The organism is Crossiella sp. CA-258035 (assembly GCF_030064675.1).
Classification (GTDB): Bacteria; Actinomycetota; Actinomycetes; order Mycobacteriales; family Pseudonocardiaceae; genus Crossiella.
Map to the genome: position 1 here is coordinate 3,159,949 of NZ_CP116413.1, position 26,125 is coordinate 3,186,073.

Genomic DNA, 26,125 nt, shown 5'->3' on the forward strand with positions numbered 1-26,125 from the left:
GTCACAGCTCGCGGCGGCGCAGCACCGCGCCGCCGCACCCCAGCAGGAGTATGGCCCAGCCCAGCGCCACCGCCGCGCCCCAGCCGGGCGTCAGCAGCGGACCCTTGCCCGCGCTGAACATGCCTTGCAGCGCGAGGGTGGGCAGGTAGGGCAGCACGGTGTCCTGGAGTCCGGCGGGCAGCGAGCCGAGCAGTGCCTGCGGCAGGACCACCAGCCCGAGCACGAACACCCCGATCGCACCGGCCAGGTTCCGCACCAGCGTGCCCACGGCCAGGCCGAACAGCGCGGTCAGCACGGTGGCCTCCGCCGCCCCGGCGATGGCGAGCAGCACCCCGGGATCGCCCAGGGAGATCGGGGTGGTCGCGAACGCCTGGTGCGCCAGGAAACCGGCCAGGTAGCCGAGCAGCAGCACCGGCGTGGTCACCGCCACCAGCACCACCGCCTTGGCCCACAACACCGGCAGCCGCGCGGGCACCGCGAGCAGGGTGGTGCGGAGCAGCCCCGAGCTGTGCTCACCGGCCATGCCCAGCACGCCGAAGATGCCGATGGTCAAGGCGTACAACAGGAATCCGCCGCCCACCGCCTCGGCCACGGTGGCCGGGCGGAACCGGTGCTGCCAGCCGATCAGCCCGGCCAGCCCGGTCAGCGCCACCGGCAGCCCCAGCAGCACCAGCCAGGTGGAGCGGGTGGCGACCAGCTTGGTCCACTCCGCGTGCGCCACCCGGCCGAAGGTGATCACCTGGGCGCCCCGAACTCGACGGCGTCCCTGGTCAGCTCCAGGTAGGCGGGTTCCAGCGAGCCGTTCGCGGCGGTCAGCTCGGCGATCGGCGCGTCGGCCAGCAGCCGCCCCCTGCCGATGACCAGCAGGTGCTGGGCGGTCAGCGCCATCTCACTGAGCAGGTGGCTGGAGACCAGCACGGTGCGGCCCTGCGCGGCCAGTTCCCGCAGCAGCAGGCGCAGCCAGCGCATGCCGTCGGGGTCGAGCCCGTTGCTCGGTTCGTCCAGCACCACCGCCGCCGGGTCGCCGAGCAGCGCGCCCGCGATGCCCAGCCGCTGCCGCATGCCGAGGGAGAACCCACCGGCTCGCCGGTCGGCCGCCGGGCCGAGCCCGGCAAGGGCGAGCACCTGGCCGACCCGGGCGTCGGGCAGGCCGTGGGTCTGGGCCAGGGCGCGCAGGTGCTGCCGGGCGGTGCGTTCCGGGTGCGCCGGGGTGGCCTCCAGCAGCGCGCCTAGGCGGCGCAGCGGATCCGGCAGGCCGGGGTAGCGGCGGCCGCCGACGGTGGCGCTGCCGCTGCTGGGCCTGCTCAGGCCGAGCAGCATCCGCAGGGTGGTGGACTTGCCCGCGCCGTTGGGGCCGAGGAAGCCGGTGACCCGGCCCGGCCGCACCGTGCAGGTCAGCCCGTCCACGGCGGTGGCGCCGCGGTAGCGCTTGGTGAGTCGGGTGAACTCAATCATGGCCCTGACGTTAGGAACCAGGGCCTGCCGCGGTCGTCTGCCTCAGGTCGGCGGGACCGGCGCGCCGGGTACGACCAAGGGCGTACTCAGGCGTGCCGCAGGTAGGTCAGCACCGCGCTGACCCGCCGGTGCACCTGTGGCTCCTCGGCCAGGCCGAGCTTGGCGAAGGTGGAGTTGACGTGCTTCTCGATGGTCGACTCCGACAGCGTCAGGTGCTCGGCGATGGCCCGGTTGGTCTTGCCCTGGGCCATGTGCCGCAACACTTCCAGCTCACGCGGGCTCAGCCGGGTCAGCGGCGCGTCGGCGGCCTTGGCCCGGCTGCCCAGCAGCACCTCCACGATCCGCGGGTCGATCACCGAGCGGCCGGAGCGGACCTCGTGCAGGGCCCGCAGCAGCTCGTCGACCTCGCCGATGCGTTCCTTGAGCAGGTAGGCCAGCCCGTCGGTGCCGTGCTGGAACAGGGCGAAGGCGTACTGCTCGTTGGCGTGCTGGGAGAGCACCACCACGCCGATGTCGGGGTGCTGGCTGCGGATCTGGTGCGCGGCGGTGATGCCCTCGGTGTGGTGGCCAGGCGGCATCCGGATGTCGGTGATCACCGCGGCCGGCTTGAACCGGGGGACCGCGTCCAGCAGTTCCGCCGCGGTGCCGACCGCCGCGACCACCCGCACCTCGCCGCTGTCCTCCAGCAGCCGCCTGGTGCCCTCGCGCACCAGGTAGTGGTCCTCGGCGATGACGATCCGCAGCGGTTCAGGCATCAGCGGTCTTCTCCACGATCTCGATACGACAGTCCACAGTGGACTCAGGTCGGGCGGTGGCCGGTAGCCGGGCGGTGATGGTGGTGCCCGCGCCGGGGGAGCTGGCGATCCGCAGTCTGCCACCGACCGCCTCGGCCCGGTCGCGCATCCCGGTCAGCCCGAGCCCGCCGCGGCCGTCCCGGAAGCCACGGCCGTCGTCGTGCACGGACACCACCAGCTCGCCGTCCTCCAGTCCGAAGTGGACGGTCACGGCGCTGGCCCCGGCGTGTTTGAGCACGTTGGTCAGCGCCTCGGAGACCAGGAAGAAGGCCGACTCCTCCACGTCGATGCCGAAGCGGGCCGCGCGCAGCTCGGGCGGGCAGTCCACGGTCACCGGGATCGGCAGCCGCCGGGCCCGCGAGGTGACCGCGGCGATCAGGCCCTGGTCGGTGAGCACCGGCGGGTGGATGCCGTGCGCCAGTTCGCGCAGCTCGTCGATCACCCGGTAGGCGTCCTCACGCACCTCGGTCAGCGTGCCCTCGGCCGCCTCGCCGCCGCGTCTGAGCTGGTTGCGGGCCAGTGCCAGCTTGGCCACCAGCGCGACCAGCTCCTGCTGGATGCCGTCGTGCAGCTGCCGTTCGATCCGCCGCCGCTCGGTGTCCTGGGCCTGCACGATCCGGGTCCGGGAGGCCTCCAGCTCCTTGGCCTGCCTGGACACCTGCTCGACCCGCTCGCCCAGCTCCCCGGCCAGGTTGGCGTTGTGCACCGCGAGTGCGGCCTGCCGGGCCAGGGTCTCCACCAGGTCGTGGTCCTCCGGGGTGAACCGGCCCTCCACCTTCGGCCCGTACTCCAGCACGCCGAGCTGTTCCTCGGCGTGCCGCAACGGAAACCGGGTCGCCTGCTCCTCGGTCACCGTGCCCGCCACGCTGACCACCGGCGGACTGCCGGGGTCGCCTGGTCTGCCCAGCTCGACCCGCGCCCACTTCAGGTTCAGCCCGCTCTGCAGGCTGCGCGCCAGGTGCGGGGCCAGCCTTGGCAGGTCGTAGGCGTGCTCCAGGGTGGTGCCGAACTGCACCAGCAGCTCGAACCCGGTCAGCCTCGGCCCGTAGACCCGGCGTGCGGCGGCCTGGTTGAGCTGCTCGCGCAATGGCTGGAACAGCAGCATCGCCGCGGCGGTGACCAGCGCGACCAGCCCGACCGGCAGGTACTGGCCCGCGGTCCAGCCCAGCATGGTCGCGGTGCCCAGGTACCAGCCGCCGATGACCAGCCACAGCAGGCCGTAGACCACCGAGCGCGGCACGACGAGGTCCACGCCGAGCAGCCGTCTGCGCAGCGCGGCGACCACCACGACCACCGGGATCAGCGAGTACGGCAGGGTGCCGATCAGGCGGCCGATGACGTACAGCCAGCCGGTGTCCACGTCCACCCGCCAGGACCGGATGACCAGCAGCACCGCGCGGGCCAGCATGATCGTCGTGGTCAGCACGGCCAGCGAGAGCAGCCACGGCTGGTGGGTGCCCGCGCGCCTGGCCAGCACGCAGCGGATGAGCAGCATGATCCCGGCGCCGACGTGCAGCCAGGCGAAGGGCTTCTGCGACCACAGGTACATCGAGGAGATGGGCAGCCCGCTGGCCGCCACGACCAGCGGCACCGGCAGCAGGAACCACAGCGGGCGCAGCAGCACGCGTTCGTAGCGGTGCCGGAAGCGGCCGTCGGGCAGCAGCGCGACCAGGTAGATGATCAGGATGTTGAAGACGAACTCGAGGACCTCGTTGCCGATCGCGCCGAACCACATCCAGAAGCCCGGCGAGGCCCAGTCCGCGTCCGAGGTCAGGAAGTGCAGCGGGTAGTTGGTGGCCAGCCCCACCGCCAGCAGCGAGCCGAAGACCAGCAGCAGCCGGGCCACCGGGTGGTTGGGGGCGGCCCGCCACACCAGCAGGCCAGCCGCGTAACAGGGCAGCACCGCGGTCAGCGCCCAGGACAGGGTCAGCCGCGCGGGCAGCAGGAACAGCGTCACCGGAATCGTGACCGCCAGGCTCAACGCCCCAGCGGCAGCCACCAGCCGCAAGGGCGTGTCCTTCCCCATCACCCGCTCATTCTGCGGCCTGCCCAGCCCGCCCGCCAGGAAGGCCCCCCTACACCGCAATGGCGGAAAACCTCCATCGCGACTGACGGCGCACCTGGTTCTGCCCGCGGGCCGGTCCCGGCAGACTCGGTGTCGCAAGAGGATGACGGAAGGGCCCCCTTTCGACGCGGGTTCCTGGAGCACCTGGGGGTGTCCAGGAACCCGCGTCCAGGCGCTGTGGAGGCCGTGCGATGGGTGTTCGAATCCGGCGACGCGAGTCGGAGCGGGGCGAGGTCCCGCTGGTCAGGACGACGCGGATCGTGTTCTTCCTGCGCAGGATGCGGCGCGGGCCGCTCGGTTCCGGCTGTCGCTGACCGGGTCAGCGCGGCGCGGCGGTGGTGGCGCGCACGACCAGCTTGGTGTCCAGCCACTCCTGGCGCACCGGAGCCTCGCCGTCCTCGCCCGGACCGGCCAGCAGCAGCTCCACCGCGAGCCGTCCCGCCTCGCGCACCGGCATGGCCACCGTGGTCATCGCCGGATCGCAGAGTCCCGCGAAGACCAGGTCGTCGAAGCCGGTCAGGCTGATGTCCTCGGGCACCCGGACACCCTTCTCCCGCAACCGGGAGAGCACCCCGAGGGCCATCACGTCGTTGTAGGCGATGATCGCGGTGGGCTCGGCGCGCAGGGCCTCGTCGGCGGCGGCGACCCCGCCCTCGTAGCGGGGCGGGAACGGGCCGAGTTCGGTCACGGTCAGGCCGTGCTCGGGGGCCGCGGCGCGCAGGCCCTTGCGGCGCTGGCGGTTGGACCAGGAGGTGTCCGGGCCGCTGAGGAAGACCACCCGCCGGTGGCCCAGCTCGGCCAGGTGCGCGACCAGTTGGGCGATGCCGTCGGCGGCGTTCATCAGCGCGGCGGGCACCTCCGGTAGCACGCGGTTGACCAGCACCAGGCTGGACTTGGCCGCGACCTCCAGCAGCGGCTCGTCGGCCAGGCCGGGCGCGCACACGATCAGCCCGTCGACCTGCTGGGCCATGGTGCGGACCAGCTTCTCCTCCAGTGCGGGGTCCTCGTCGCTGTCGGCCACGAACACCGAGTAGTCGGCCTGCACCGCCGCGGCCTGCACCGCCTTGAGCACCCCGGTGAAGAACGGGTTGTCCACGTCGGGCACCACGATGCCCAGGTTTCCGGTGCGCCCGGTGATCAGCCCGCGCGCCGCGCGGTTGGGCTGGTAGCCCAGCTCCGCGGCGGCGGTGAGCACCCGTTCCCTGGTCTGCTCCCGCACCAGGTTCGGCGCGCTCAACGCCCGCGAGACCGTGGCCACTGACACCTGCGCCTGGCGCGCGACATCGCGGATGGTCGCCGGCGCTCCCGAAATACCCCGTTGTCGCACTCGATCATCCTACCCAGCGTGACCGCACGGTACGGAGACGCGCTGGTAACGGCGGTGCGACCGTTTACATCCGGTCACACCGCCGTCGGCCGCGCTACGCCGGTTTGGGTGAATCCAGGGTGGGCCGGGAACTATCCCGCCACCGCCCCCTGGTGAAGTCCGGGATGGGCACCGCCGCGCCCTTGCGCCGGATGGACTCCGCGCTCAGCGGCACCGGCGCGCTCCAGGCCGCCGAGTCGTAGACGTCGACCTCGGGCACCAGACCCAGGCGCATGGTCTGCATGGTCCGGTAGAGCATCAGGTAGTCCATGCCGCCGTGCCCGCCGGGGCCCGGCCCGATGTCGGTCCACAGCCAGTGGTCGTAGGACTTGAAGTCCTCGAAGGAGCCCCACTTGTGCCCGGAGTGCTTGGGCTCGACGTAGATCCGCGGCGGGTAGTCCTCGAACACGCCCTTGGTGCCCGCGACCTGGTTGAGCCTGCTGTACGGGTAGGGGTTGGACACGTTGTGCTGCAACCGGATCACCTTGCCGCCTGCGGTCTGCAGCAGGCTCATGGTGGTGTCGCCCTTGACGTAGTGCTCCTTCCACGAGGAGTCGCCCGGCTCCTCGTGCGCCTTCCGGTACTCGGCCATGCCCAGCGCCGGGGTGGCCATCGAGGTGATCCGCACCAGCCGGTCCCCGCGGTTGATGCCGAAGTACCCGGCCACCGGCCCGAGCCCGTGGGTGGGGTAGTGGTCGGCGTTGAGCTTGGTGTGCCAGGCCCGCCGCCACTCCGCGGCGTAGTAGGTGTCGGAGAGCAGCAGCTCGCGCAGGTCGTGGATGTAGGCCCCGGCGCCGTGCAGCACCTCACCGAACACCCCGGCCCGCACCATGCGCAGCAGCCGCAGCTCGTTGCGCCCGTAGCAGCAGTTCTCCAGCTGGATGCAGTGCCGCCGGGTGCGTTCGGAGGCGTCCACCAGCTGCCAGAGCTCGTTCACGGTCAAGGCCATCGGGCATTCGACGCCGACGTGCTTGCCACCGTGCATCGCGGCAAGGGACATCGGCACGTGCCACTCCCACGGCGTGGCGATGTAGACGAAGTCCACGTCATCGCGCCCGCACAGCTGCTCGTAGGCCCGCTCACCCTTGCCGAAGGTCGCCGGCTCCGGCTGCCCCGCGTCCCGGACCGCCTTGGCCGCCTTGGCCAGCGCCGCCGGGTTGGTGTCGCACAGCGCGGTGACCCGGACGCCGGGCACGGCGAGGAACAGCGGCAGCATCGAGGCGCCGCGGTTGCCCAGGCCGATGATGCCGACCCGCACGGTCTCGTGCCGCGCGAAGGGCACGCCGATCATGGTCTTGCCGCGCGCGGGTGGCACGCGCTCCTCATCGGCCCCGCCCTGCTCCGCCGCACCGCGCTCTGCCCCGCTGCCCGGCGCGGCCCCAGCCGATCCCGTGCCCAGCCCCGCGATGCCCAGTCCCGCGACCGCGGCACCGGTGCCCAGCAGCGACCGCCGCGACAGCGATGAGGTGGGCCGGTCCTGCTCCGTCATGACGCCTCCTGATCAAACCTGACTGAAACTTCGCCGTTTCGCGCAGTACTAATCAGCAGAGGCAGGCTTACACAGGTTGTGGATCAGGGGGACCCGACTTTAGGAGGATGTGTGCTCGGGGAAGGATCGCTGAATATGACCGGTCGTCTTAGGGGGCGGAGAGGAAGCCGGAGGAAATGACCGGTCGTCTTCGTGCAGGATCGAATGTGACCGGTCGTCTTAGGGTGCCGTCGAATGTGACCGGTCGTCTTAGGGTGCCGTCAAATGTGACCGGTCGTCTTGGGGCACCGCTGAATGTGACCGGTCGTCTTCAGGCACCGATGTATATGACCGGTCGTCTTGGAAGGCTATGGGTGAGGCAGAGTCGGGTCGACCATTGGTGGCCGTGGGCAGGGTCGGGCTCGGAAGGTGACCGGTCGTCTTCATCGGGCGTCGCGCATGTCGGGATTAGGCCGCTCCGGCGCTCCGGAGCCGTCGAGCACGAATGTGACCGGTCGTCTTAAGTGCGGGGTGCGTGACCCAGTGGCAGGGCCGACCGGCGACCGGTCAGGCGATCTCCACCATCACCGTCGGCAAGAACCGCTCGTAAGCTCCGGCATCGAAACTGCCCGCCTGCGGATGCAGCACAGCGGCCGCCGACAGTGCCGCCGCCTCCCGCAGGATCCGCGGCCACTCCCGCCCGTGCGCCAGGCCGGCCGCCAGTGCCGCCACGCAGGCGTCGCCGGCCCCGGTCGGGTTCCCGGCCAGTCGCCGGGGTGGCCGGGCGCGCCACGAACCCTCGTCAGTGATCGCCAGCAGGCCCGCGGGGCCGCCGGAGGCCAGTACCGCCTCCGCGCCGCCGGCGACCAGGGCCCTGGCCGCGGTGGCTGGGTCGGCGATGCCGGTCACCGCGCGGAGTTCGGCCGCGTTGGGCTTGATCGCGGTGGGGTTGCCGCCCAGGCCGTGGCGCAGGGCGTCGCCGTCGGCGTCCAGGACGGTGGGGGCGTGGCCGTTGACGATCTCCAGTAGTTCGCGGTAGGCGGTGGGGGGTAAGCCGGGGGGCAGGCTGCCGGAGAGGACCACCACCGACGCCGTCGGGGCCAGGCCGGCGAAGTGCTCGCGGAAGTTGGCCCACTCCGCTTCGGTGACCGCCGGGCCGGGCTCGTTGAACAGGGTGGCGTCGCCGCCGCTGACCACGGCCACCGTGCGCCGGGACTCCGCGGCGATCTCCACCAGGGCCGAGGGCAGGTCCGACTCCGCCAACTCGGCGCGGATGGCGCGGCCGGTGTCGCCGCCGGTCAGGCCGGTGACCACGGTGCTGTGGCCCAGGGCGTGCAGCACCCTCGAGACGTTGACGCCCTTGCCGCCCGCGCGGGTGCGCACCGTGCGCACCCGGTGTGTGGTGTGCGGTTGCAGGTCGTCGACGGTGTAGGTGACGTCCAGGGCCGCGTTCAGTGAGACGGTCAGGATCACGGGGCGGCTCGCAGCACGCCGAGCAGGCGCTCGGCTTCCACGGCCACGGCTTCCCGGCCGGCGGCGAAGTACTTGCGGGTGTCCACTGTGGACGGGTTGGCGGCCAGGAACTCGCGCACCGCGGCGGTGAAGGTCTTGTTCAGGTGGGTGGCGATGTTGATTTTGGTCATGCCGGACTCGACCGCGGTGGTCAGGTCCGCGTCCGGCACACCGGAGGAACCGTGCAGCACCAACGGAACCGGGACCTTGGCGTGCAGGCGGGCGATCAGGTCGAAGTCCAGTGCGGCGTCGCGGGTGAGCATGGCGTGCGAGCTGCCCACCGCGACCGCGAGGGCGTCCACCGTGGTGGCCGCGACAAAAGCCGCCGCCTCGTCGGGGTCGGTGCGCACACCCGTGGCGTGTACCCCGTCCTTGCCGCCGACCTCGCCCAGTTCTGCCTCCACGAAGACCCCGTGCGCGTGGCAGTGCCCGGCGATCTCCTTGGTGGCCTTGACGTTGTCCGCGTAGTCCATTGTGGACGCGTCGAACATGACACTGGTGAAGCCCAGCGCCACCGCCTCGCGCACCAGCTCCGGGTCCTCGGCGTGGTCCAGGTGCACCGCCACCGGCACCGCGGCCGCGCGGGCCACCGCCAGGGTGGCCAGGCCGATGGGGGCCAGTGCGCCGTGGTACTTCACGCAGTTCTGGCTGATCTGCAGCACCACCGGCGCGCCGGCGCGTTCGGCCCCGGTCACCAGGGCCTCGGCGTGTTCGAGCTGGATGACGTTGAAGGCGGCCACGCCGCGGCCCTCCCGCGCGGCCGCGGCGACGATCTCTCCGGTTGCTCTCAACGGCACGACGCTGGCCCTTTCCTCAAGCGGTGGAGGTGTTTCAGGAGTGGTCGAGGATGACCGAGCGGGTCAGGTGCCTCGGCTGGTCGGGGTCCAGGCCCTTGGCCGCCGCGATGGCCACCGCGAGGCGCTGCACCACCACCAGCTCGGCCATTGGGTCGACCGCGCGCTGCCGGAACGCGCCGCCGGTGGCGGCCACGTCCTCGGCGAGTCCCTCCGGCGCCTGCCCGAACATCCAGGCCACCCGGTTCGGGCCGGTGATGCTGATCGGGCCGTGCCGGTACTCCATCGCCGGGTAGGACTCCGTCCACGCGCAGGCGGCCTCGCGCATCTTCAGCCCGGCCTCCTGCGCGATCCCGTAGGTCCAGCCCCGGCCCAGGAAGGTGAACTGCTCCGCGCCCACCAGCTCCGGCGCCAGCTCCTCGGTCAGCGCGGCCTCGGCGTCGGCGATCGCGGCGTCCAGGGACTCCCCGAGGCTGGCCCGCAGCAACGCCAGCGCGGTGGTGGCGAAGCGGGTCTGCACCACCGAGCGCTCGTCGGCGAAGTCCAGCAGCACCAGCGCGTCGGCCGCGGTGCGGATCGGCGTGTCCGCGTCACCGGTGATCGCCACGGTCGGGTCGCTGACCCGGCCTGCCAGGTCCAGCACCTCGGTGGTGGTGCCGGAGCGGGTGATCAGCACGATCCGGTCGTAGCGGCGGCCTGCCGGGTACTCCGAGGCGGCGAAGGCGTCGGTGTGCCCGCGTCCCGCCGACTCGCGCAGCGCCGCGTAGGCCTGCGCGATGAACCACGAGGTGCCGCAGCCGACCACCGCGACCCGTTCCCCGTCGCGCGGCAGGACCCCGGCGTGTCCACTGGCCAGCGCGGCGGCCCTGCGCCAGCATTCCGGCTGGCTGCTCAGCTCGGTCACCACGAACGGCTGCACGGTCATGGCGCGCCTCCCTTTGTCCCCTGTAGGTCCCCAGATGCGCTGAAGTATGCGCGTTGCTGCGTGTAAGTGCGCACAATAAGCAACAATAGTGCACGATCGACCATTCACAGTCGAGTGTGGCATGCGCGATCATGGTCGCGGAGGTGCGTGTGAACCGGTACGAGCGGCTGAACACCCTGTTGGAGATCCTGGCCGAGCGCGGGCGGGTGGAGGTCGACGAGATCGCCGCCGAGCTGGACGCCTCGGCCGCGACCATCCGCAGGGACCTCGACCACCTGGCCGGTCAGCAGCTGCTGACCAGGACCAGGGGCGGCGCGGTGGCGCACGCGGTCTCCTACGACCTGCCGTTGCGCTACAAGTCGGTGCGGCACGCCGATGAGAAGCAGCGCATCGGCAAGGAGGCCGCGGCCCTGGTCGCGCGCGGCTCGGTGGTCGGCCTCAACGGCGGCACCACCACCACCGAGGTGGCCCGTGCGCTGGCCACCCGCGGCGACCTGCCGCACGTGGAGGGCGAGACCGCGATCACCGTGGTCACCAACGCGCTCAACATCGGCAACGAGCTCGCGGTGCGCCCGCAGGTGAAACTGGTGCTCACCGGCGGTGTGGCCCGCCCGCAGTCCTACGAGCTGATCGGCCCGCTGGGCACCAAGATCCTGGACGAGCTGACCCTGGACATCACCTTCCTCGGCGTGGACGCCATCGACCCGGTCAGCGGGGCGGCCGCCCACCACGAGGGCGAGGCCAGCATCAACCGGCTGCTCGCGGCCAGGGCGCGGAAAGTGGTCGTGGTCGCCGACTCCTCGAAGATCGGCGGTAGTGCCTTCGCCCGCATCTGCGGTATCGAGGACGTGGACGTGTTGGTCACCGACATCGACGCGAGTGAGGAGGACGTCCGCCGGTTCACCGAACGGGGGGTGGACGTGGTTCGGGTTTAGACCGGGTGTCACGCACAGCGGACATGCGGTTACGGTTCGCGCAGGAGTGTTGACTACTGCGCATTTCACCGCGAGCATGAGCGAAATCACGCAAGTTGTGACCACTCTTCGCTCATCGGCGAGACTAGGGGAGAAGTCATGATCCAGTCGTCCAGGACAGCCAGGCGGACACTGTCCGTGCTGCTGGCCGCGGGCCTTGGCCTGACGGTCGCGGCGTGCGGAGGCGCGGGAGGCAGCGGCGACAAGACGCTGACCTACTGGTCGATGTGGCGGGAGAACGAACCGCAGGCGCAGGTGCTCAAGGAGACCGCGGAGGCGTTCAAGAAGAGCAGCGGCATCGAGGTCAAGATCGAGTGGCAGGGCCGGGACGTGCTCAAGAAGGTCGCCCCCGCACTGCGCGGCGGCGATCTGCCGGACCTGGTGGACCAGGAGGAGAACCAGATCCGGGCCACCCTGGTCGCCAACAACGCCCAGCGTGACCTGAGCGGGCTCTACGGCTCGACGGTCTCCAGCGGCGCGAAGGTCTCCGAGGTCGTGCCGGACCGGTACCTGACCAACGCCAAGAAGGACGGCAAGCTCTTCATGCTGCCGTACACCCTGCTCGGCTTCGGCCTGTTCTACAACGGCGCGGCGCTGCCGGAGGTGGCGAGCAAGCCGCCGGCGCGGTGGGCCGACTTCTCCCAGCTGCTGGCCAAGCGCAAGAGCGAGGGCAAGACCCCGCTCGCGCTGGACGGCGACGTCGGTGACTACAACTCCTACTGGACCATCGCGGTGCTGCAGGGCGCGCTCGGTGTCGGCAAGGTCTCCGAGCTGGCCAAGGACCACGCGGGCACCGCGTGGAACACCGAGGCGGTCAAGAACGCGCTCGGCGAGGTGCGCAAGCTGGTGCAGAACGGCTACTTCATCCCCGGCTACGACGGCAGCAAGTTCCCGGCCGTGCAGGAGAAGTGGGCGCAGGGCGAGGCGGACTTCGTCAACGTGGGCAGCTGGGTGCCCAGCGAGGTCGGCAAGAAGGCCGCGCCAGGCTTCCAGTTCAGGTTCATGCCGTTCCCGGCGATCAGCGGCAAGGTGAACGTGCCGTCCTCCACCGTCGGCTTCGCCATCCCGCAGCGCGCCAAGCAGGCGGAGAACGCGGAGAAGTTCATCGCGTTCTTCCTCGGCGACGAGCACCTGGGCAAGATCTCCTCGGTGGCCAAGAACCTCACCCCGAACGCCAAGCTGACCGCGCCGCCGGAGCTGGCCGACGTGGGCAAGGCGTTGGCGGAGAACGAGTTGAGCCGTCCGCTCGACGGGGTCGACGCCGACTTCCCCGGCTACAACAACGAGGTCTTCAACCCGGTCAACGACCAGCTGATCAAGGGCAAGATCGACGTGGACCAGTTCCTCACCCAGCTGGCCGCCGCGCAGGCGAACTACTGGAAGAAGAACGGCTGATGGCCGCCCCCGCCGTGCCGGTGGCCGTGGCCGCACCGGCACGGCGGGCCAGCGCCGGCGCGGCCGCGTCCGGACCGCTGGCCCGCCGTCGCCGCCAGATCTTCTGGCCGTTCCTGCTGCCCGCGCTGCTGCTGTACCTCATCTTCTTCATCGGCCCGACCGTCGCCTCGGTGTGGATCTCCTTCCACCGCTGGAACGGCATCGGCGAGATGGAGCCCCGCGGCGTGCAGAACTACCTGCTGCTGCTGGACGACTCGATCTTCCTGACCTCCTTCGCCAACACCATGATCATCCTGGTCGGGGTCGGGCTGGCCACCTTCGCGGTCAGCTTCGCCCTCACCATGGTGCTGCGCGAGATGCGCGGCAAGAAGATCGTGCGCGCGGTGCTGTTCTTCCCCTACATCGTGGCGCCGCTGGTGCTGTCCATCCTGTGGGGCTTCCTGTTCTCCAGCGACGGCCTGGTGAACAAGGCCTGGCAGGCGATCGCCGGCGGCACCGGGCCGAACTGGATCGCCGACCACCTGTTCCTGATCGTGGCGATCGGCCTGGTGTGGATCAACACCGGCTTCTACACCACGGTGATCATGGCTGGGGTGGACCGGATTCCGCCCGAGCTGTACGAGGACTGCTCGCTGGCCGGGGCCAACGCCTGGCAGCGGTTCCGCTACGTGACGCTGCCGCTGTCCTGGGACGTGGTGGCCACCGCGGCGGTGATCTGGACGATCTCCTCGTTGAAGATCTTCGAGTTCATCTACGCCTTCGGCGGCACCACCAACGACATGCCGACCCCGGGCATCTGGAACAGCGCGTTGTTCGTCTACGGCAACACCTTCGGCAACCGGGTGCCGCAATACCAGTTCGGCTACGCCTCCGCCGCGGCGGTGGCCACGCTGGCGGTGATCATCGTGCTGGTCGTGCTGCTGCGCCGGTTGATGCGGCGCGAGGCCGTCCAGTTCTGAGCGGAAGGGTCTTCTCATGACTGCGACCACGGAGGCCGCGCCGAAGGCCCGCCGGGAGCGGCAGCCGCTGCGCGCGGCCGGGCTCGGGCTGGTCTGGCTGCTGGTGGCCTTCAACATCGGCGTGCTGGGCTGGATGCTGATCGCCGCGCTGCGCGAGCACACCGCGATCTTCCGGCAGCCGTGGGGGCTGGACAGCTTCGGCGAGTTCGGCAACTTCGCGCGTGCCTGGGTGGACAGCAACTTCGGGCAGGCCGCGATCAACACCATCGTGGTGGTGGCCGCTGCCTCCGTCGTGGTGGTGCTGGTGTGCGCGCCCGCCTCCTACGTGCTGTCCAAGACCCGCACCCGGCTCTCCGGCGCGACCGCGGTGTTCTTCGCCATGGGCATCGGGATCCCGGTGCAGGTCATCGTGATCCCGCTGTACGTGCTGATGCAGGAACTGGGCCTGGTCAACAACCTGTTCGGGCTGTTCGTGCTGTACGTGGCGCTGTCGGTGCCGTTCACCGTGTTCCTGCTGACCGGGTTCTTCGGCTCGCTGCCGGATGAGATCGAGGAGGCCGCGGCCATCGACGGCGCCGGGTCGGTGCGCACGTTCGTGCAGATCGTGCTGCCGCTGGCGCGCAACGGGTTGCTGACCGCGTTGATGCTCAACGTGATCGGGCTGTGGAACGAGACGTTCATCGCGCTGGTGTTCATCCAGAACACGGCCAAGAACACGTTGTCGCTGTCGCTGCTGGGCTTCCTGCAGACCCAGCAGTACGCGGGCCTGGACTACGGCACGCTGTTCGCCGGGGTCAGCATCCTGGTGCTGCCGATGGTGGCGATCTACGTGTGGCTGGGCAGGCGGATCATCGAGGGACTCACCGTGGGGGCGGTCAAGTGACCACGATCGAACAGGGTCGTCTCACGCTGCCGGTGTCGGCGGTCGGGCCGGAGAACCCGTTGCCGCCCTTGGCCGGGCTGCCCGACGGCCCCGGCGCGGTGGACCTCTCCGAGGTGCCGGCCGACCTGGCGGCGGCCGCGGCCTACGGGCACGTGCGCGGCATGCTGCCCTACCTGACCCAGGACTCCTACCGTCGCGCGCCCGAAGAGTCCACAGTGGACACTGTGGTGCTGGACAACGGATTGCTGCGCGCGAGTTTCGTGCCCGCGCTTGGCGGCAGGCTGTGGTCGCTGGTGGACCTGGCCGAGGACCGCGAGCTGCTGCACGTGCCCAGGCTGCTGCAACCGGCGAACCTGGCGCTGCGCAACGCCTGGTTCGCCGGTGGCGTGGAGTGGAACATCGGCACCAGGGGGCACAGCCCGTTCACCTGCGCGCCGCTGCACGCGGCCCAGGTGCGCGGTCCCGGCGGGGTGCCCGCGTTGCGGATGTGGGAGTTCGAGCGGCTGCGCGGGCTGGTGTTCCAGGTCGACGCCTGGCTGGCCGAGGGCTCGCCGGTGCTGCACGTCGGGGTGCGGGTGCACAACCCCCAGCCGCACGAGGTGCCGATGTACTGGTGGTCCAACACCGCGGTCACCGAGACCCCGCGCACCAGGGTGCTGGCCCCGTCCACCAGCGCCTTCCGCACGCACTACAGCGGCAAACTGTCCAGAGTGGACGTTCCGGTGCACGAGGGGCTGGAGACCACCTACCCGGCCGGGATCCCGGACGCCGCCGACTTCTTCCACGACCTGCCGGAGGACCTGGACGGCAGGCCGTGGATCGCCGCGCTGGACGAGCAGGGCTACGGCCTGGCGCAGGCATCCACCGGGCGGCTGCGCGGCCGGAAGCTGTTCTGCTGGGGCGGTTCGGTCGGCGGGCGGCACTGGCAGGAGTGGCTCGGCGGCCAGGACACCGAGCCCTACTGCGAGATCCAGGCCGGGCTCGCCCGCACCCAGTACGAGCACCTGCCGATGCCCGCCGGCGCGGACTGGACCTGGGTGGAGACCTACGGTCCACTGCGGACGGACCCGGCGCTGGTGCACGGCGACTGGACCGGTGCGGTGGCCGAGGTCGAGCGCGCGCTGGCCGGGACCAGCCCCGCGGACTGCCTGCGCGCCGCGCTGCACGAGTACACCGAGGTGACCGCGAAACTGCCGCCGGTGGCCGCGCTGCACACCGGAAGTGGCTGGGGCGCGCTGGAACGGCACCGCAGGGCCGAGGCGGGGGAGAGCCCGCTGCCACCGGAGGCCACGCCCTTCGCCGAGGGCACCCTCGGCCCGGAACAGGCCCCGTGGCTGGCGCTGCTGCGCACCGGCGAGCTGCCCGAGCCCGGTCCCGCCAGCCCGCCGATGTCCTATGTGGACGGACCGGACTGGGCGGCCAGGCTGGCCGCCGCGCCGGAGCACTGGGCCACCGCCTACCACCGCGGCGTGCTGGCACACGGCGCGGGCGCGCTGGACGAGGCCGCCGACCACTACCGCCGCTCCCTGGAGCTGAGCCCCTCGCCCTGGGCGGCGCGGGCGCTGGCCCTGGTCGCGGCCGAGCAGGGCGAGCTGACCACCGCCGCGGACCTGCTCCGGCAGGCCCTCGGCGGGGCGCCGCTGATCTGGCAGCTGGCGGTGGAGACGGTGTCCGCGCTGCTCAAGGCCGGTGACCCCGCCGCGGCGCTGACGGTGCTGGACGCGCTGGCGCCGGAAGTCGCCGGGCACGGCCGGGTGCAGCTGCTGCGGGTGCAGGCGCACCTGGCGGCCGGTGAGCGGGGCCGGGCGGCCGGGCTGCTGCGGGCGGGCATCGAGGTGCCGGACCTGCGCGAGGGCGAGATCAGCCTGGACCACCTGTGGGCCCAGGCCTGTCCGGAGACCCCGCTACCCGCGCGCTACGACTTCCGCATGCACGTCTGACAACAGCGGCAGCAGGTCGGCCGGGGCCTCCACGTGCGCGTTGTGGCCCCGGCCCGGCAGGATCACCGGATCGTCGAGGAGCGCCCTGAGGTGCTCGGCCGGGCTCATCGGGTCGTGCTCGCCCGCGGCCAGGACCGTGCGGCACTTCGCGGTGGCCAGCAGGCCGGGCAGGTCCGGCGCGCCCACGGCGAAGGCCCGCTGGTCGAAGGCCAGCCGCCAGCCGCCGTCGGCGTGCACGTAGTCGGTGGCGACCAGGCCGCCGCCGTTGGTGGCCACCAGGCCGGTGCGCACCGCGCGGGAGTCCTCGGCGACCAGGCCGAGCAGGCCGGAGACCTTCAGGTGCCGGTCCACGGCCTCGGCGCGGGTGTCGAACTCCCTGGCCGGTTTCGCGGCCAGCGCGGCCGCCTTGGCCAGCTCCGCCGGCGCCCAGCGCACCTTGACGCCCAGCCCGATCGCGGCGGCCACCGGCACGCCGAACCAGCCCGAGGCCAGGGTCAGCGCCAGCACCCCGCCGAGGGAGTGGCCGAGCAGGACTACCGACCGGTCGGTCGGGAGCCGGTCGGCGACCGCGGCGGCCATGCCGCCGAAGGTGTAGCGGGGCAGGTGCTCGGCGGCGCCGTGTCCTGGCAGGTCAGGGGCCATCCAGTCGCCTGGCCAGTGCGCGGGCAGCAGCTCGTCCAGGCCGTCCCATACCGCGCCGGTCGCGCCGAGGCCGTGCAGCAGCACCAGCAGCGGGCCGTCGTCGTGCGTGTCTCCCATGGCCGAGATCCTGCCGGAAACCCGCCGCGCCGGTAAGAATCCATCCGTGGCCGATGCGACCGAGGTGATCTTCAACCCGGACACCTACCTGACCGGGGTGCCGCACGCCGAGCTGGCTGAGCTGCGGGCACGGTCGGCGGTGGTGTGGGTGCCCGAGCCCGCGGTGGACCGCTGGCCAGCCGGGCCGGGGTTCTGGGCGGTGCTGCGGCACGCCGAGGTCAAACAGGTGCTGCGCGATCCCAGGGTGTTCTCCTCCCAGCTGGGCGCCACTCAGATCCGGGACCCGGCCACGCCCGCGGACCTGGCCTACGTGCGGCGGATGATGCTCAACCTGGACCCGCCGGAGCACGCCCGGCTGCGCACCCTGCTGGCCAAGGCGTTCACGCCGAGGACCATCGCCCGGCTGGAGCACCGCATCCAGGGCTGGGCGCACGAGCTGGTCGCGGCGGTGGCCGGGCGGGGGGAGTGCGACTTCGCCAAGGAGGTGGCCGCCGACCTGCCGCTGCTCACCCTGGCCGAGGTCTTCGGCGTGCCGAGGGAGGACCGCTGGCTGATGTTCGACTGGAGCAACCGCGCCATCGGCTACCAGGACCCCGAGTACGCGGTCAGCGCCCGGGTCGACGGCAGCGGCTCCAGCCCGATGGCCCGGGAAGCCCTGGCGCTGCGGCCGGTGCCCGATGAGCACGGCCGGGTGCCGGACCCGCGCACCCGCGCCGGGATGCCGGACCTGTACGCCTACGCGCGGGCCCTCGGCGAGCACAAGCGGCGCAACCCGGGCGAGGACGTGATGAGCAACCTGATGCGGCACGGCGACTCGGTGAGCATCGAGGAGTTCGAGAACCTGTTCTGGCTGTTCTCGGTGGCGGGCAACGAGACCCTGCGCAACGGCATCCCGGGCGGCCTCATCGCGCTCATGTCCAATGTGGACGAATACCGCCGGGTGCTGGCGGACCGGTCACTGCTGCCGGGGCTGGTGGAGGAGATGCTGCGCTGGTGGACGCCGGTGATGCACTTCCGCCGAACGGCCACTGTGGACACCCGGTTGGGCGGAGTGGACATCGCGGCGGGGGAGAAGGTGGTGGTGTGGTTCAGCTCGGCGAACCGGGACGAGCGGGTCTTCGCCGAGCCGGACCGGTTCGACCCTGCCCGGCAGCCGAACGACCAGCTGAGCTTCGGGCACGGGCCGCACTTCTGCCTGGGCGCGCACCTGGCGCGGGTGCAGCTGCGGGCGATGTTCACCGCGGTGTTCGACCAGCTGGGCGAGGTCGAGCTGGCGGGCGAGCCGGTGCGGCTGCGCTCGAACTTCCAGAACGGCGTGAAGCGGCTGCCGATCCGGTGGGGCTAGGCCGTCGTCGCGACGCCGCCGCTGGGTGCGGGCATGCAGGTCTGGTGGATGCCGTGCCGGAACAGCACCGTCGGGTACGGGTCCCGGGCGGCGTCGCTGGGGTGGTACACGTGCCCGGCCAGCTCCACCGGCTTGCCGAACTCCGGTGGCTGATAGGCGGTGTCGCCCAGTGACGGGCAAACGACTTGTCCTTGGCAAGGTGTCGCCAGCACGGTTCGTCAGTCCAGGCAGAACAGCTTGACCTTGGCCGTGCCCACCACCCCGGGCTGGTAGGCGTCCACGAATGTCCGGGCCTGCTGCTCCTCGGCGAAGTAGAGGCGGACCCCTTGGTACTCCGCCTGGGGATCCAGCCGCAATGGACCGGTCATGTCCGGCTCACAGAAGGGCCCCACGGCGGGCGCGTACTTCTGCGCCTTCAGCGAGTTCTCCGCCTGCGTCATCCGCTCGCGACCCTGGGCTGACACCTGGTTGTTCTGCACGCGGACAACGGTGACGTAGACGCCCCAGTAGGTTCCGCCGTGCTTGAGCTGGTTCGCCGCGATGGCGGGCGGGAAGTATTGCCTGTCGAAGGGGCGTTCATCCGGATCATCGAGGCCGGGCCTAGTCGATCCGCTGGCTGACCGTGCCCGCCGCGCAGCTGTTCACGGTGACCCTGGGCGTGTCCTTGCCGGCCTGCACGCCGAGCTTGCAGCGCAGCGCGCCCTCGGCGGCCGGCAGCAGCTTGGCCTCCACCTGGAGCACCGTGCCGTCCGGCACCACCTGGGCGTGCGGGCCCTCGCCGACCCGCAGCGTCTGGGTGAGCCGGATCTCGACCTTGCCGTCGGTGTTCTTGCCGGTGCGCTCCGCCGTGGCCTCACCCTGGCGGACCGGCGCGCCGCTCAGGTCGGTCATGATGCCGCGGATGAAGTAGCCTGCCGCGCCGATGGCGGCAACGCAGCAGGTCAGCAGCAGGATGTCCCGAGTTCGTTTCCCCACGACATCCACCATGCGGCAGCGGCGGCGCGTCCGGCTCGGACTTTTGGCCAAGGTCACTCGGCCGACTGGCCAGAGCCGGGCGCACCGCCGGTGGCCGACCGGTCGCGCTGGGTCAGCTCACGTGCGCCGAGCCGAGCCAGGCCTCGTCGATCCGCAGCTGCTTGTGCCGCTTGCCGTCGCTGGCCGCGGCCCAGGTGCTGACCACCTCCAGGCGGACGTGCCGGGCCGTGGTCTGCGGGATGTCCACAAAGGACACGCCGCGGTGGCTGGGCAGCTGGCCGGAGGCCACCGGGGAACCCCAGTTGGCGCCGTCGTCACTGACGTAGACCCGGTAGTCCTTGATCCGGGCGGACTGCTCGGTGGCCGAGCGGGCGTAGCTGACCGAGTCCTCCCGCTGGTTCAGCGCCAGGTAGCGCACCGGCTTGCGCGCGCCCAGGTCGAAGCGCAGGGACACCGGGGTGGTCTTGTCGCTGTCCCAGTAGGTCCCGGGGTTGCCGTCGTTGAGCAGTGCGGGGCCGTGGCCGGTGGCCGAGGCGGAGGCGGTCACGGTGACCGAGCCCGCCGGGTGCACGCCGGTGCGGCCGCCGGTGTCCACCCGGAAGACCGTGTCGTACTGGTCCCAGTCGGTGACGCCGGTCAGGGTGAGGGAACCGTTGGCCTGGCTGAACTTCACCGGCGCGCCGGTGCGCAGGTTGGTCACCTTGAGCACCCGGTAGCCGTTGTCCCGCAAGCGGAGTGTGCTGCCGGAGGGGCGGGTGAGCGTGTGGATGTAGTGCCGGTCCGGGTTGTCCTTGGCCACCGTGGTGACGCCGTGCGCGCCGTCGTTCCAGAACCCCGGCTTCAGCCCGCCGTGGCCGTAGCCGCCGCCGTGCACGCCGTGGATGGACTCGCGGATCCGGTCGAAGTAGCTCTTGAGGAAGTTGTTGAACGCCGCCTGCTTGGCCGGGAACTTCCCGTTCACCATGGCGGTCTCGGCCATCAGCGCCTTGACGTCGGAGCCCAGGTTGGTCACGTAGCGGCCGATGGTCAGCTGGTGGTCCACTGCCGAGTCGGAGCCGTTGTACCACCAGGGGCCGGTGGAGGGCAGTTTGAAACAGGCCTCGATCAGCCGGGGCGCGGCGGTGTAGACCGCCTGCGGGTAGTCGTAGTCCGGGGACATGCCGGTCTTCTGCTCGTTGCTGATCGTGTCCATGATCGGCGTGTCCTCGTTGTTGTTGCTGAGCAGGAAGTGCGGCCGTTCCTTGCGCACCCGCTCGTAGAGGCCGTTGCGCTCCCAGTAGGCGTTGTCGTTGTCGATCCAGAACCCGGCCAGGTCCGGATACCGTTGCGCCACCTCGACGATGCTGTCGTAGCTGTACTCGCCGAAGCCGTCCCTGGTGGTGATGTCCACGTTGCGGCCCTTGTAGCGGGAGTAGGCGGCCGAGTCCAGCCAGCTGCCCGAGGGCCTGCCTTCCTGGTGCCACTGCGGATCGTCGGTCATGTACATGATGACCTTCATGTCCCGCTTGCCCGCCGCGTCCAGCAGCTCGCGGACGAAGTCCCGTTTGGTGGCGCAGCTGCCGGGCACCTTGGACGGCCAGGCCTTGCCGTAGCCCAGCCTGCTGTGGAAGGAGGCCAGCACCAGATAGTGGGCGTGCAGCTTCTGTGCCTCGGTGATCCAGTAGTCCGGGCTCCAGCCACCGGCGGTGATCGCGTTCTCCCAGGCGGAACAGCTGGTGTAGCCGGGCGCGGTGCGCATGCCCCAGTGCAGGAACAGCCCGGCGGTGGAGGCACGCAGCCAGTCCTGGCGCGGGTGCACCACCTCGGCGGCGGCCGGGGTCACCCCGACGCCGAGCAGGGCGAGCACGGAGAACAGGACGACGATGGCGGAACATCGCCGGACGGGTGTCGACATCAGGTGCCTCCTCGGCGCGGCGGGTGCGGTTCAGGGGTACCGGCGGGCGTGGCGATGGGCAAGAGGTCATCGGATGTCTGGGCCGGAAAGGGCGCATTGTGTATCGATATAGTGCGATCGGAGGGGGCTGGACAGCCGAGGTTTCACCGGATCGGCGGGGCTCGCGGCTCCGGGGGAGTTCAGGGGCAACCCCGAGGTGAAGTCCCGGCCGGGCAGGTGATGCTGCACTGGTAGGCCATTCGGGCTATTCGTTGTGGACACAGGAAGTCGAGGCGTGCTGATGCCACCCATGTCTGATGAGCAGGTACAGCGGGAGCTGGTGGAGATGCGGATCTTCGCCGCGGCCTACCGGGCCGCTGAGATCGCGGGCACGCCGGTGGAGGAGGTCTCCCACGCGGGCTGGCGCGCGGGGGCCAGGTTCGGGGCCGGTACCGACCGGGGAGAGGTGATGATCCGGAACGAGTCCGGCGTGGACGGCACCTGCGTCTTCCGTGGCGAGCAGGACACCCTGTTCACCATCCTGTCCACCGGGTTCGGCGGGGACTTCACCGAGCGCCCGTACGTGATCATGGGCAGGGCGCCCGCGGTGACCGGGACCCTCGCCCCGGAGGCGGCCAGGCTGGAGCTGGTCAGTGAGGACGGCACGGTCCACCCGGCCCACGTCGCGGCGGGCACCTTCGCGGTGGACCTCGACCTGAGCCGGACCAGGGTGGTCGACACCGCGCCGCCGGAGGAGCGGCTGGACGCGATGTGGGCGGGTTCAGCCGAGGCGGCCGAGCGGCTGCGCGCGTGCACGCTCCGGGTGTTCGACGGCTCCGGTGTCCTGCTCTACGAGGGACCGGCGATCAGCAACGAGGCCTAATCGGTTGGTGAGCCCGCGGACCGTGAGGCATCCTTGAGGTATGGCCGAGGACCTGCGGGTTAACGCCGCGCTGGTGATCCCCGGCGCGGAGCTGAGTGAACGGTTCTCCAGGTCCTCCGGGCCTGGCGGACAGGGCGTCAACACCGCCGACAGCCGGGTGGAGCTGTCCTTCGACGTGGTGGAGTCGCGGGCGCTGCCCGAGCACCTCCGGCGGCGCGCGCTGGCCCGGCTGGCCGCGCGGCTGGTGGACGGCGTGGTCACCATCGCGGCCTCGGAGTACCGGACCCAGCTGGCCAACCGCAAGGCGGCCAGGGAACGGCTGGCCAGCCTGCTGCGGGACGCGGTGCTGCCGCCCGCCCCGCCGCGCCGGGCCACCAAGCCCAGCCGGGGAGCCAGGGAACGGCGGCTGAGCGCCAAGCACCAGCGCGGGGCGTTGAAGCGGGACCGGCGCGCGACGGGGGACTGAGGTCACGTACTGCTCCTCGGCTTTTCGGCATACGATATGCAGATGACCGGGCTTGGGTTGCTGGACTCGTTTGGCCGAGTCGCGACAGACCTGCGAGTTTCCCTCATCGACAAGTGCAACCTGCGCTGCACCTACTGCATGCCCGCCGAGGGCCTGGACTGGCTGGCGAAGCCGGAGTTGTTGACCGGCGCGGAGTTCGTCCGGCTCATCGGCATCGCGGTGCATGAGCTCGGCGTCACCGATGTCCGGTTCACCGGCGGGGAACCGTTGCTGCGCCGGGACTTGCCGGAGATCGTGGCCGGGGTGGCCGCGTTGACGCCCCGGCCGCGGATCGCGCTGACCACCAACGGCATCGGACTCGCCAAGGTCGCGGACGCGCTCGCGGCGGCGGGGCTGGACCGGGTGAACGTCTCGCTGGACACCTTGCGGGCGGAGCGTTTCGCCCGGATCACCCGGCGGGACCGGCTGCCCGACGTGCTGGCCGGACTGCGCGCCGCCCAGCAGGCCGGGCTGGGCCCGGTGAAGGTGAACTCGGTGCTGCTGCGCGGGATCAACGAGGACGAGGCCGCGCCACTGCTGCGGTTCTGCCTGGCCGCCGGCTACCAGCTGCGCTTCATCGAGCAGATGCCGCTTGACCCGCAGCACGGCTGGGACCGGTCGGCGATGGTGACCGCCGAGGAGATCCTCGGCCTGTTGCGGCAGGACTTCGAGCTGACCCCGGAACCGGGGGAGCGAGGCTCGGCACCGGCGGAACGCTGGCTGGTCAACGGTGGACCGGACACCGTGGGCGTGATCGGCTCGGTGACCCGGCCGTTCTGCGCCGACTGCGCGCGCACCCGGCTCACCGCCGACGGCCAGGTCCGGTCCTGCCTGTTCGCGCACACCGAGACCGACCTGCGCGCCGCGCTGCGCGGCGGGGCCGGGGACGCCGAGCTGGCCGAGCTGTGGCGGAAAGCCATGTGGGCCAAGCCGGCCGGGCACGGCATCGACCGGCCGGAGTTCGCCCAGCCGGACCGGCCGATGAGCGCGATCGGCGGCTAGCCCACCGGTTCCAACAGTCGTTCGGCTCCGGTGTAGACGTTCATCGACGTGCCGCGCAGGAAGCCGATCACGGTCAGGCCGGTCTCCTCGGCCAGCTCGACCGCGAGCGAGGACGGGGCGGACACCGCGACCAGGGCGGGAATGCCGCCCATCACCGCCTTCTGCGCCAGCTCGAAGCTGGCCCGGCCGGAGACCAGCAGGATGGTCTCGCGCAGCGGCAGCCGGTCCTGCAACAGCGCCCAGCCCAGCAGCTTGTCCACCGCGTTGTGGCGACCCACGTCCTCCCGCACCGCCAGCAGCTCACCGTCCACTGTGCACAGTGCGGCCGCGTGCAGGCCGCCGGTGCGCTCGAACAGCAGCTGGGACTCGCGCAGCCGGTCGGGCAGGGCGCGCAGCACCGAGGGGTCGAGCCGGATCGGGTCCTCGCGGATGCTCCAGCGGGCCACCGTGCGCACCGCGTCCAGGCTGGCCTTGCCGCACACCCCGCAGGAGGAGGTGGTGTAGACGTTGCGCGCCAAGGAGAACTCGCTGACCGGGACGTGCGCGGCCAGGGTGACGTCCAGGACGTTGTAGGTGTTGCCGCCCTCGGTCCTCGCGCCGGGACAGTAGGCGATGCCCGCGAGGTCACCGGCCGCGCCGACCACGCCCTCGCTGACCAGGAAACCCGCGGCCAGCTCGAAGTCGTGGCCGGGCGTGCGCATGGTGATCGACAGCGGCGCGCCGTTGAGGCGGATCTCCAGCGGCTCCTCCACCACCAGGTCGTCCAGGCGGCGGGTGCGGGTGTCCGCGCGCAGGCGGGTGATCATGCGGCGGGCGATGCGGCGGCCCATGTCAGTGCTCCCTCTCCTCGTCCAGCAGCACCACCGAACCGGGACCGGCGGCGGGCAGCTGCCGGTCCAGCGCGGCCGGGCGGCTGAGCGCGCCGTTGACCAGTGCGGCGCGCAGGGTGCGGCCGGTGCGCACGCCACCGGCCGCGGCGAGAAGCCGGTGCAGGGTGCTGCCGCGCGGCAGCTCGTACACCCCCGGCCTGCGGACGATGCCGGAGACGCAGTACAGCCGGTTGGCCACCGGCACACCGGTGAGCACCGGGGGCACCGCGACCAGGGTCTCCACCGAGTGCACCACGGTCGGTCTGCCCAGTAGCACCGGCTCGGCCGGGAACGGCGGGGTGCCCCTCGGCTCGCCACGGCGGCCGGGATAGGTGCCGCCGCCGCGCCGCACCTCCAGGTCGAAGCTGCGGCCTGAGCCCAGGATGTCGCGGCCCAGCAGGCCCTTCTCCCTGGCCTGGGCCACCGCCTCGGTGACCACGCGGCGGGCGCGCGGGTACTCCCCGCGCAGGTGCAGGTAGCCGTGGCGGCTGCCGGTGGCGATGCCCGCGATGGTCATCGCCTCCACCACCGCGAACGGGTCGCCCTCCAGCAGCACCCGGTCGGCGAAGGAGCCGGGATGGCTCTCGTCCGCGTCGCACACCAGGTAGTGCGGCCGGTTCCGTTGCCCGGCAAGGACTTCCCAGCTCCTGGCCACCGGCACCCCGGCTCCGTCCCTGCTGGGCAGGCCGGAGGCCAGCACCAGCCGGATGATCTCGGCCGGGCCCATCCTCAGCGCGTGGTGCAGCGCGGTGTAGCCGCCGGTGCTGAGGTAGTCGGACAGACTGGCCGGGTCGACCTGGCCGATCCGGCGCAGCAGCACCAGGTGCTCCGCGCCCGCCTGCGGCACGGCGGCCTCGGCCGGGGGTTCCGGCCGGGCGTGCCGCAGGTCCAGCGCGGTGCTGATGGTGGAGTCCACAGTGGACGGCGCGGTGACCGCGGTGCGCGGCGGGTCACCGGCCTCGAAGACCAGGGCGGCCGGTGCGCGCTCGCACAGGCCCAGGCAGGGCGAAGGCTGCCAGAGCACCCCGCCCGCCGGGCGGCCGGCCGGACCCAGGCGACGTTCCAGGGTCCGGCACAGGGGAGTGGAACCCGTTGCGCGGCACGCGGGTCCGGCGCAGACGTGCAGCACCCGGCGCGGCCGGGGCCGCAGCGAGAACAGGGCGCACGAGGTGGCCACGCCGAAGACCTCGGCTGCGGAGAGGGTCAGGCGGCGGGACAGGTAGTCCAGTGCCGCCTCGCTGATCCAGCCCACCCGGTCGTTGAGCGAGTGCAGGGCCGGTAACAGCGCGTCGTGCGGGTTGGCGGTGGGCCCGCCGTCACTCCGACCGGAGGACGACGGGTCCAGCACGACATCAATGGCCGCGCGTTCCTCAGCGGAGGGTGC

24 protein-coding genes and 1 pseudogene are annotated in these 26,125 nt (G+C 71.6%); 9 read left to right on the forward strand and 16 right to left on the reverse strand.

The window, feature by feature from the left end; translation table 11 throughout:
* Position 1: 1 nt before the first annotated feature.
* From N8J89_RS14575 to N8J89_RS14615, 9 genes and pseudogenes are all read right to left on the reverse strand, one after another.
* Positions 2-739, reverse strand: coding sequence for a hypothetical protein (locus N8J89_RS14575; protein WP_283664881.1), 738 nt, complete (start codon positions 737-739; stop codon positions 2-4).
* 62 nt (positions 740-801) lie between these two features.
* Positions 802-1,455, reverse strand: a pseudogene (locus N8J89_RS14580) (ABC transporter ATP-binding protein); the annotation flags it as partial.
* A gap of 86 nt (positions 1,456-1,541) precedes the next feature.
* On the reverse strand, positions 1,542-2,210 hold the full coding sequence (locus N8J89_RS14585) for a response regulator transcription factor (RefSeq protein WP_283664883.1): 669 nt from the start codon (positions 2,208-2,210) through the stop codon (positions 1,542-1,544).
* Positions 2,203-4,275 (reverse strand): ATP-binding protein, encoded by a 2,073-nt coding sequence (locus tag N8J89_RS14590; protein ID WP_283664884.1) that lies wholly within the window; start codon positions 4,273-4,275, stop codon positions 2,203-2,205. Before N8J89_RS14590 ends, N8J89_RS14585 begins: the two co-directional genes overlap by 8 nt.
* Before the next feature lie 358 nt (positions 4,276-4,633).
* Entirely contained in the window at positions 4,634-5,641 is a 1,008-nt protein-coding gene (locus N8J89_RS14595; RefSeq protein ID WP_349497477.1) for a LacI family DNA-binding transcriptional regulator, read from the reverse strand.
* A 94-nt stretch (positions 5,642-5,735) separates the two neighbouring features.
* On the reverse strand, positions 5,736-7,169 hold the full coding sequence (locus tag N8J89_RS14600; protein WP_283664885.1) for a Gfo/Idh/MocA family protein: 1,434 nt from the start codon (positions 7,167-7,169) through the stop codon (positions 5,736-5,738).
* A gap of 546 nt (positions 7,170-7,715) precedes the next feature.
* Positions 7,716-8,621 carry a 1-phosphofructokinase family hexose kinase gene (locus N8J89_RS14605; RefSeq protein WP_283664886.1) on the reverse strand — a complete coding sequence of 302 codons (906 nt, stop codon included), beginning with the start codon at positions 8,619-8,621 and terminating at the stop codon, positions 7,716-7,718.
* A complete protein-coding gene (locus N8J89_RS14610) occupies positions 8,618-9,457 on the reverse strand; it encodes a class II fructose-bisphosphate aldolase (RefSeq protein WP_283664887.1) in 840 nt (279 codons plus the stop codon). The genes N8J89_RS14605 and N8J89_RS14610 overlap by 4 nt, the downstream gene beginning before the upstream one ends.
* A 34-nt stretch (positions 9,458-9,491) precedes the next feature.
* Positions 9,492-10,379, reverse strand: a complete 888-nt coding sequence (locus tag N8J89_RS14615) for an SIS domain-containing protein (RefSeq protein WP_283664888.1) — start codon at positions 10,377-10,379, stop codon at positions 9,492-9,494.
* 149 nt (positions 10,380-10,528) lie between these two features.
* Between N8J89_RS14615 and N8J89_RS14620 the strand changes: the two genes are divergently transcribed.
* The 5 genes from N8J89_RS14620 to N8J89_RS14640 all read left to right on the forward strand — a co-directional run bounded on the left by N8J89_RS14620 (position 10,529) and on the right by N8J89_RS14640 (position 16,530).
* On the forward strand, positions 10,529-11,314 hold the full coding sequence (locus N8J89_RS14620; protein WP_252482671.1) for a DeoR/GlpR family DNA-binding transcription regulator: 786 nt from the start codon (positions 10,529-10,531) through the stop codon (positions 11,312-11,314).
* A 138-nt stretch (positions 11,315-11,452) separates the two neighbouring features.
* Positions 11,453-12,748 carry an ABC transporter substrate-binding protein gene (locus N8J89_RS14625; protein ID WP_283664889.1) on the forward strand — a complete coding sequence of 432 codons (1,296 nt, stop codon included), beginning with the start codon at positions 11,453-11,455 and terminating at the stop codon, positions 12,746-12,748.
* Positions 12,748-13,707: a carbohydrate ABC transporter permease gene (locus tag N8J89_RS14630; protein WP_283664890.1), complete on the forward strand. Its 960-nt coding sequence runs from the start codon at positions 12,748-12,750 to the stop codon at positions 13,705-13,707. Before N8J89_RS14625 ends, N8J89_RS14630 begins: the two co-directional genes overlap by 1 nt.
* A gap of 16 nt (positions 13,708-13,723) precedes the next feature.
* Positions 13,724-14,590, forward strand: coding sequence for a carbohydrate ABC transporter permease (locus tag N8J89_RS14635; protein ID WP_283664891.1), 867 nt, complete (start codon positions 13,724-13,726; stop codon positions 14,588-14,590).
* Entirely contained in the window at positions 14,587-16,530 is a 1,944-nt protein-coding gene (locus N8J89_RS14640; protein ID WP_283664892.1) for a DUF5107 domain-containing protein, read from the forward strand. The genes N8J89_RS14635 and N8J89_RS14640 overlap by 4 nt, the downstream gene beginning before the upstream one ends.
* Here the strand turns inward: N8J89_RS14640 and N8J89_RS14645 are convergent.
* Positions 16,495-17,289 carry an alpha/beta fold hydrolase gene (locus tag N8J89_RS14645; RefSeq protein WP_283664893.1) on the reverse strand — a complete coding sequence of 265 codons (795 nt, stop codon included), beginning with the start codon at positions 17,287-17,289 and terminating at the stop codon, positions 16,495-16,497. The two genes, N8J89_RS14640 and N8J89_RS14645, sit on opposite strands and share 36 nt — an antisense overlap.
* Before the next feature lie 64 nt (positions 17,290-17,353).
* Here N8J89_RS14645 and N8J89_RS14650 point away from each other — a divergent pair, with 64 nt between their 5' ends.
* Positions 17,354-18,634: a cytochrome P450 gene (locus N8J89_RS14650; RefSeq protein WP_283666163.1), complete on the forward strand. Its 1,281-nt coding sequence runs from the start codon at positions 17,354-17,356 to the stop codon at positions 18,632-18,634.
* Here the strand turns inward: N8J89_RS14650 and N8J89_RS14655 are convergent.
* The 4 genes from N8J89_RS14655 to N8J89_RS14670 form a co-directional block, all read right to left on the reverse strand.
* A complete protein-coding gene (locus tag N8J89_RS14655; protein WP_283664894.1) occupies positions 18,631-18,846 on the reverse strand; it encodes a hypothetical protein in 216 nt (71 codons plus the stop codon). The genes N8J89_RS14650 and N8J89_RS14655 overlap by 4 nt on opposite strands.
* A gap of 6 nt (positions 18,847-18,852) precedes the next feature.
* Positions 18,853-19,113, reverse strand: coding sequence for a hypothetical protein (locus tag N8J89_RS14660; protein WP_283664895.1), 261 nt, complete (start codon positions 19,111-19,113; stop codon positions 18,853-18,855).
* A 121-nt stretch (positions 19,114-19,234) separates the two neighbouring features.
* Positions 19,235-19,609, reverse strand: coding sequence for a hypothetical protein (locus N8J89_RS14665; RefSeq protein WP_283664896.1), 375 nt, complete (start codon positions 19,607-19,609; stop codon positions 19,235-19,237).
* Between the two features lie 112 nt (positions 19,610-19,721).
* Positions 19,722-21,503, reverse strand: a complete 1,782-nt coding sequence (locus N8J89_RS14670) for a discoidin domain-containing protein (RefSeq protein ID WP_283664897.1) — start codon at positions 21,501-21,503, stop codon at positions 19,722-19,724.
* A gap of 289 nt (positions 21,504-21,792) precedes the next feature.
* Between N8J89_RS14670 and N8J89_RS14675 the strand changes: the two genes are divergently transcribed.
* Genes N8J89_RS14675 through moaA form a run of 3 tightly spaced genes read left to right on the forward strand, consistent with a single transcriptional unit; the run spans position 21,793 to position 23,872 of the window.
* The gene (locus N8J89_RS14675) at positions 21,793-22,365 is read left to right on the forward strand and encodes a hypothetical protein (protein ID WP_283664898.1); all 573 of its coding nucleotides are present in this window, start codon (positions 21,793-21,795) and stop codon (positions 22,363-22,365) included.
* 40 nt (positions 22,366-22,405) lie between these two features.
* Positions 22,406-22,831, forward strand: a complete 426-nt coding sequence (gene arfB / locus N8J89_RS14680; RefSeq protein WP_283664899.1) for an alternative ribosome rescue aminoacyl-tRNA hydrolase ArfB — start codon at positions 22,406-22,408, stop codon at positions 22,829-22,831.
* A gap of 42 nt (positions 22,832-22,873) precedes the next feature.
* A complete protein-coding gene (gene moaA, locus N8J89_RS14685; protein ID WP_283664900.1) occupies positions 22,874-23,872 on the forward strand; it encodes a GTP 3',8-cyclase MoaA in 999 nt (332 codons plus the stop codon).
* Here the strand turns inward: moaA and fdhD are convergent.
* The gene (gene fdhD, locus N8J89_RS14690) at positions 23,869-24,702 is read right to left on the reverse strand and encodes a formate dehydrogenase accessory sulfurtransferase FdhD (RefSeq protein WP_283664901.1); all 834 of its coding nucleotides are present in this window, start codon (positions 24,700-24,702) and stop codon (positions 23,869-23,871) included. The genes moaA and fdhD overlap by 4 nt on opposite strands.
* Before the next feature lies 1 nt (position 24,703).
* On the reverse strand, positions 24,704-26,089 hold the full coding sequence (locus N8J89_RS14695) for an NAD(P)H-dependent oxidoreductase subunit E (protein WP_283664902.1): 1,386 nt from the start codon (positions 26,087-26,089) through the stop codon (positions 24,704-24,706).
* Positions 26,090-26,125: the final 36 nt, after the last annotated feature.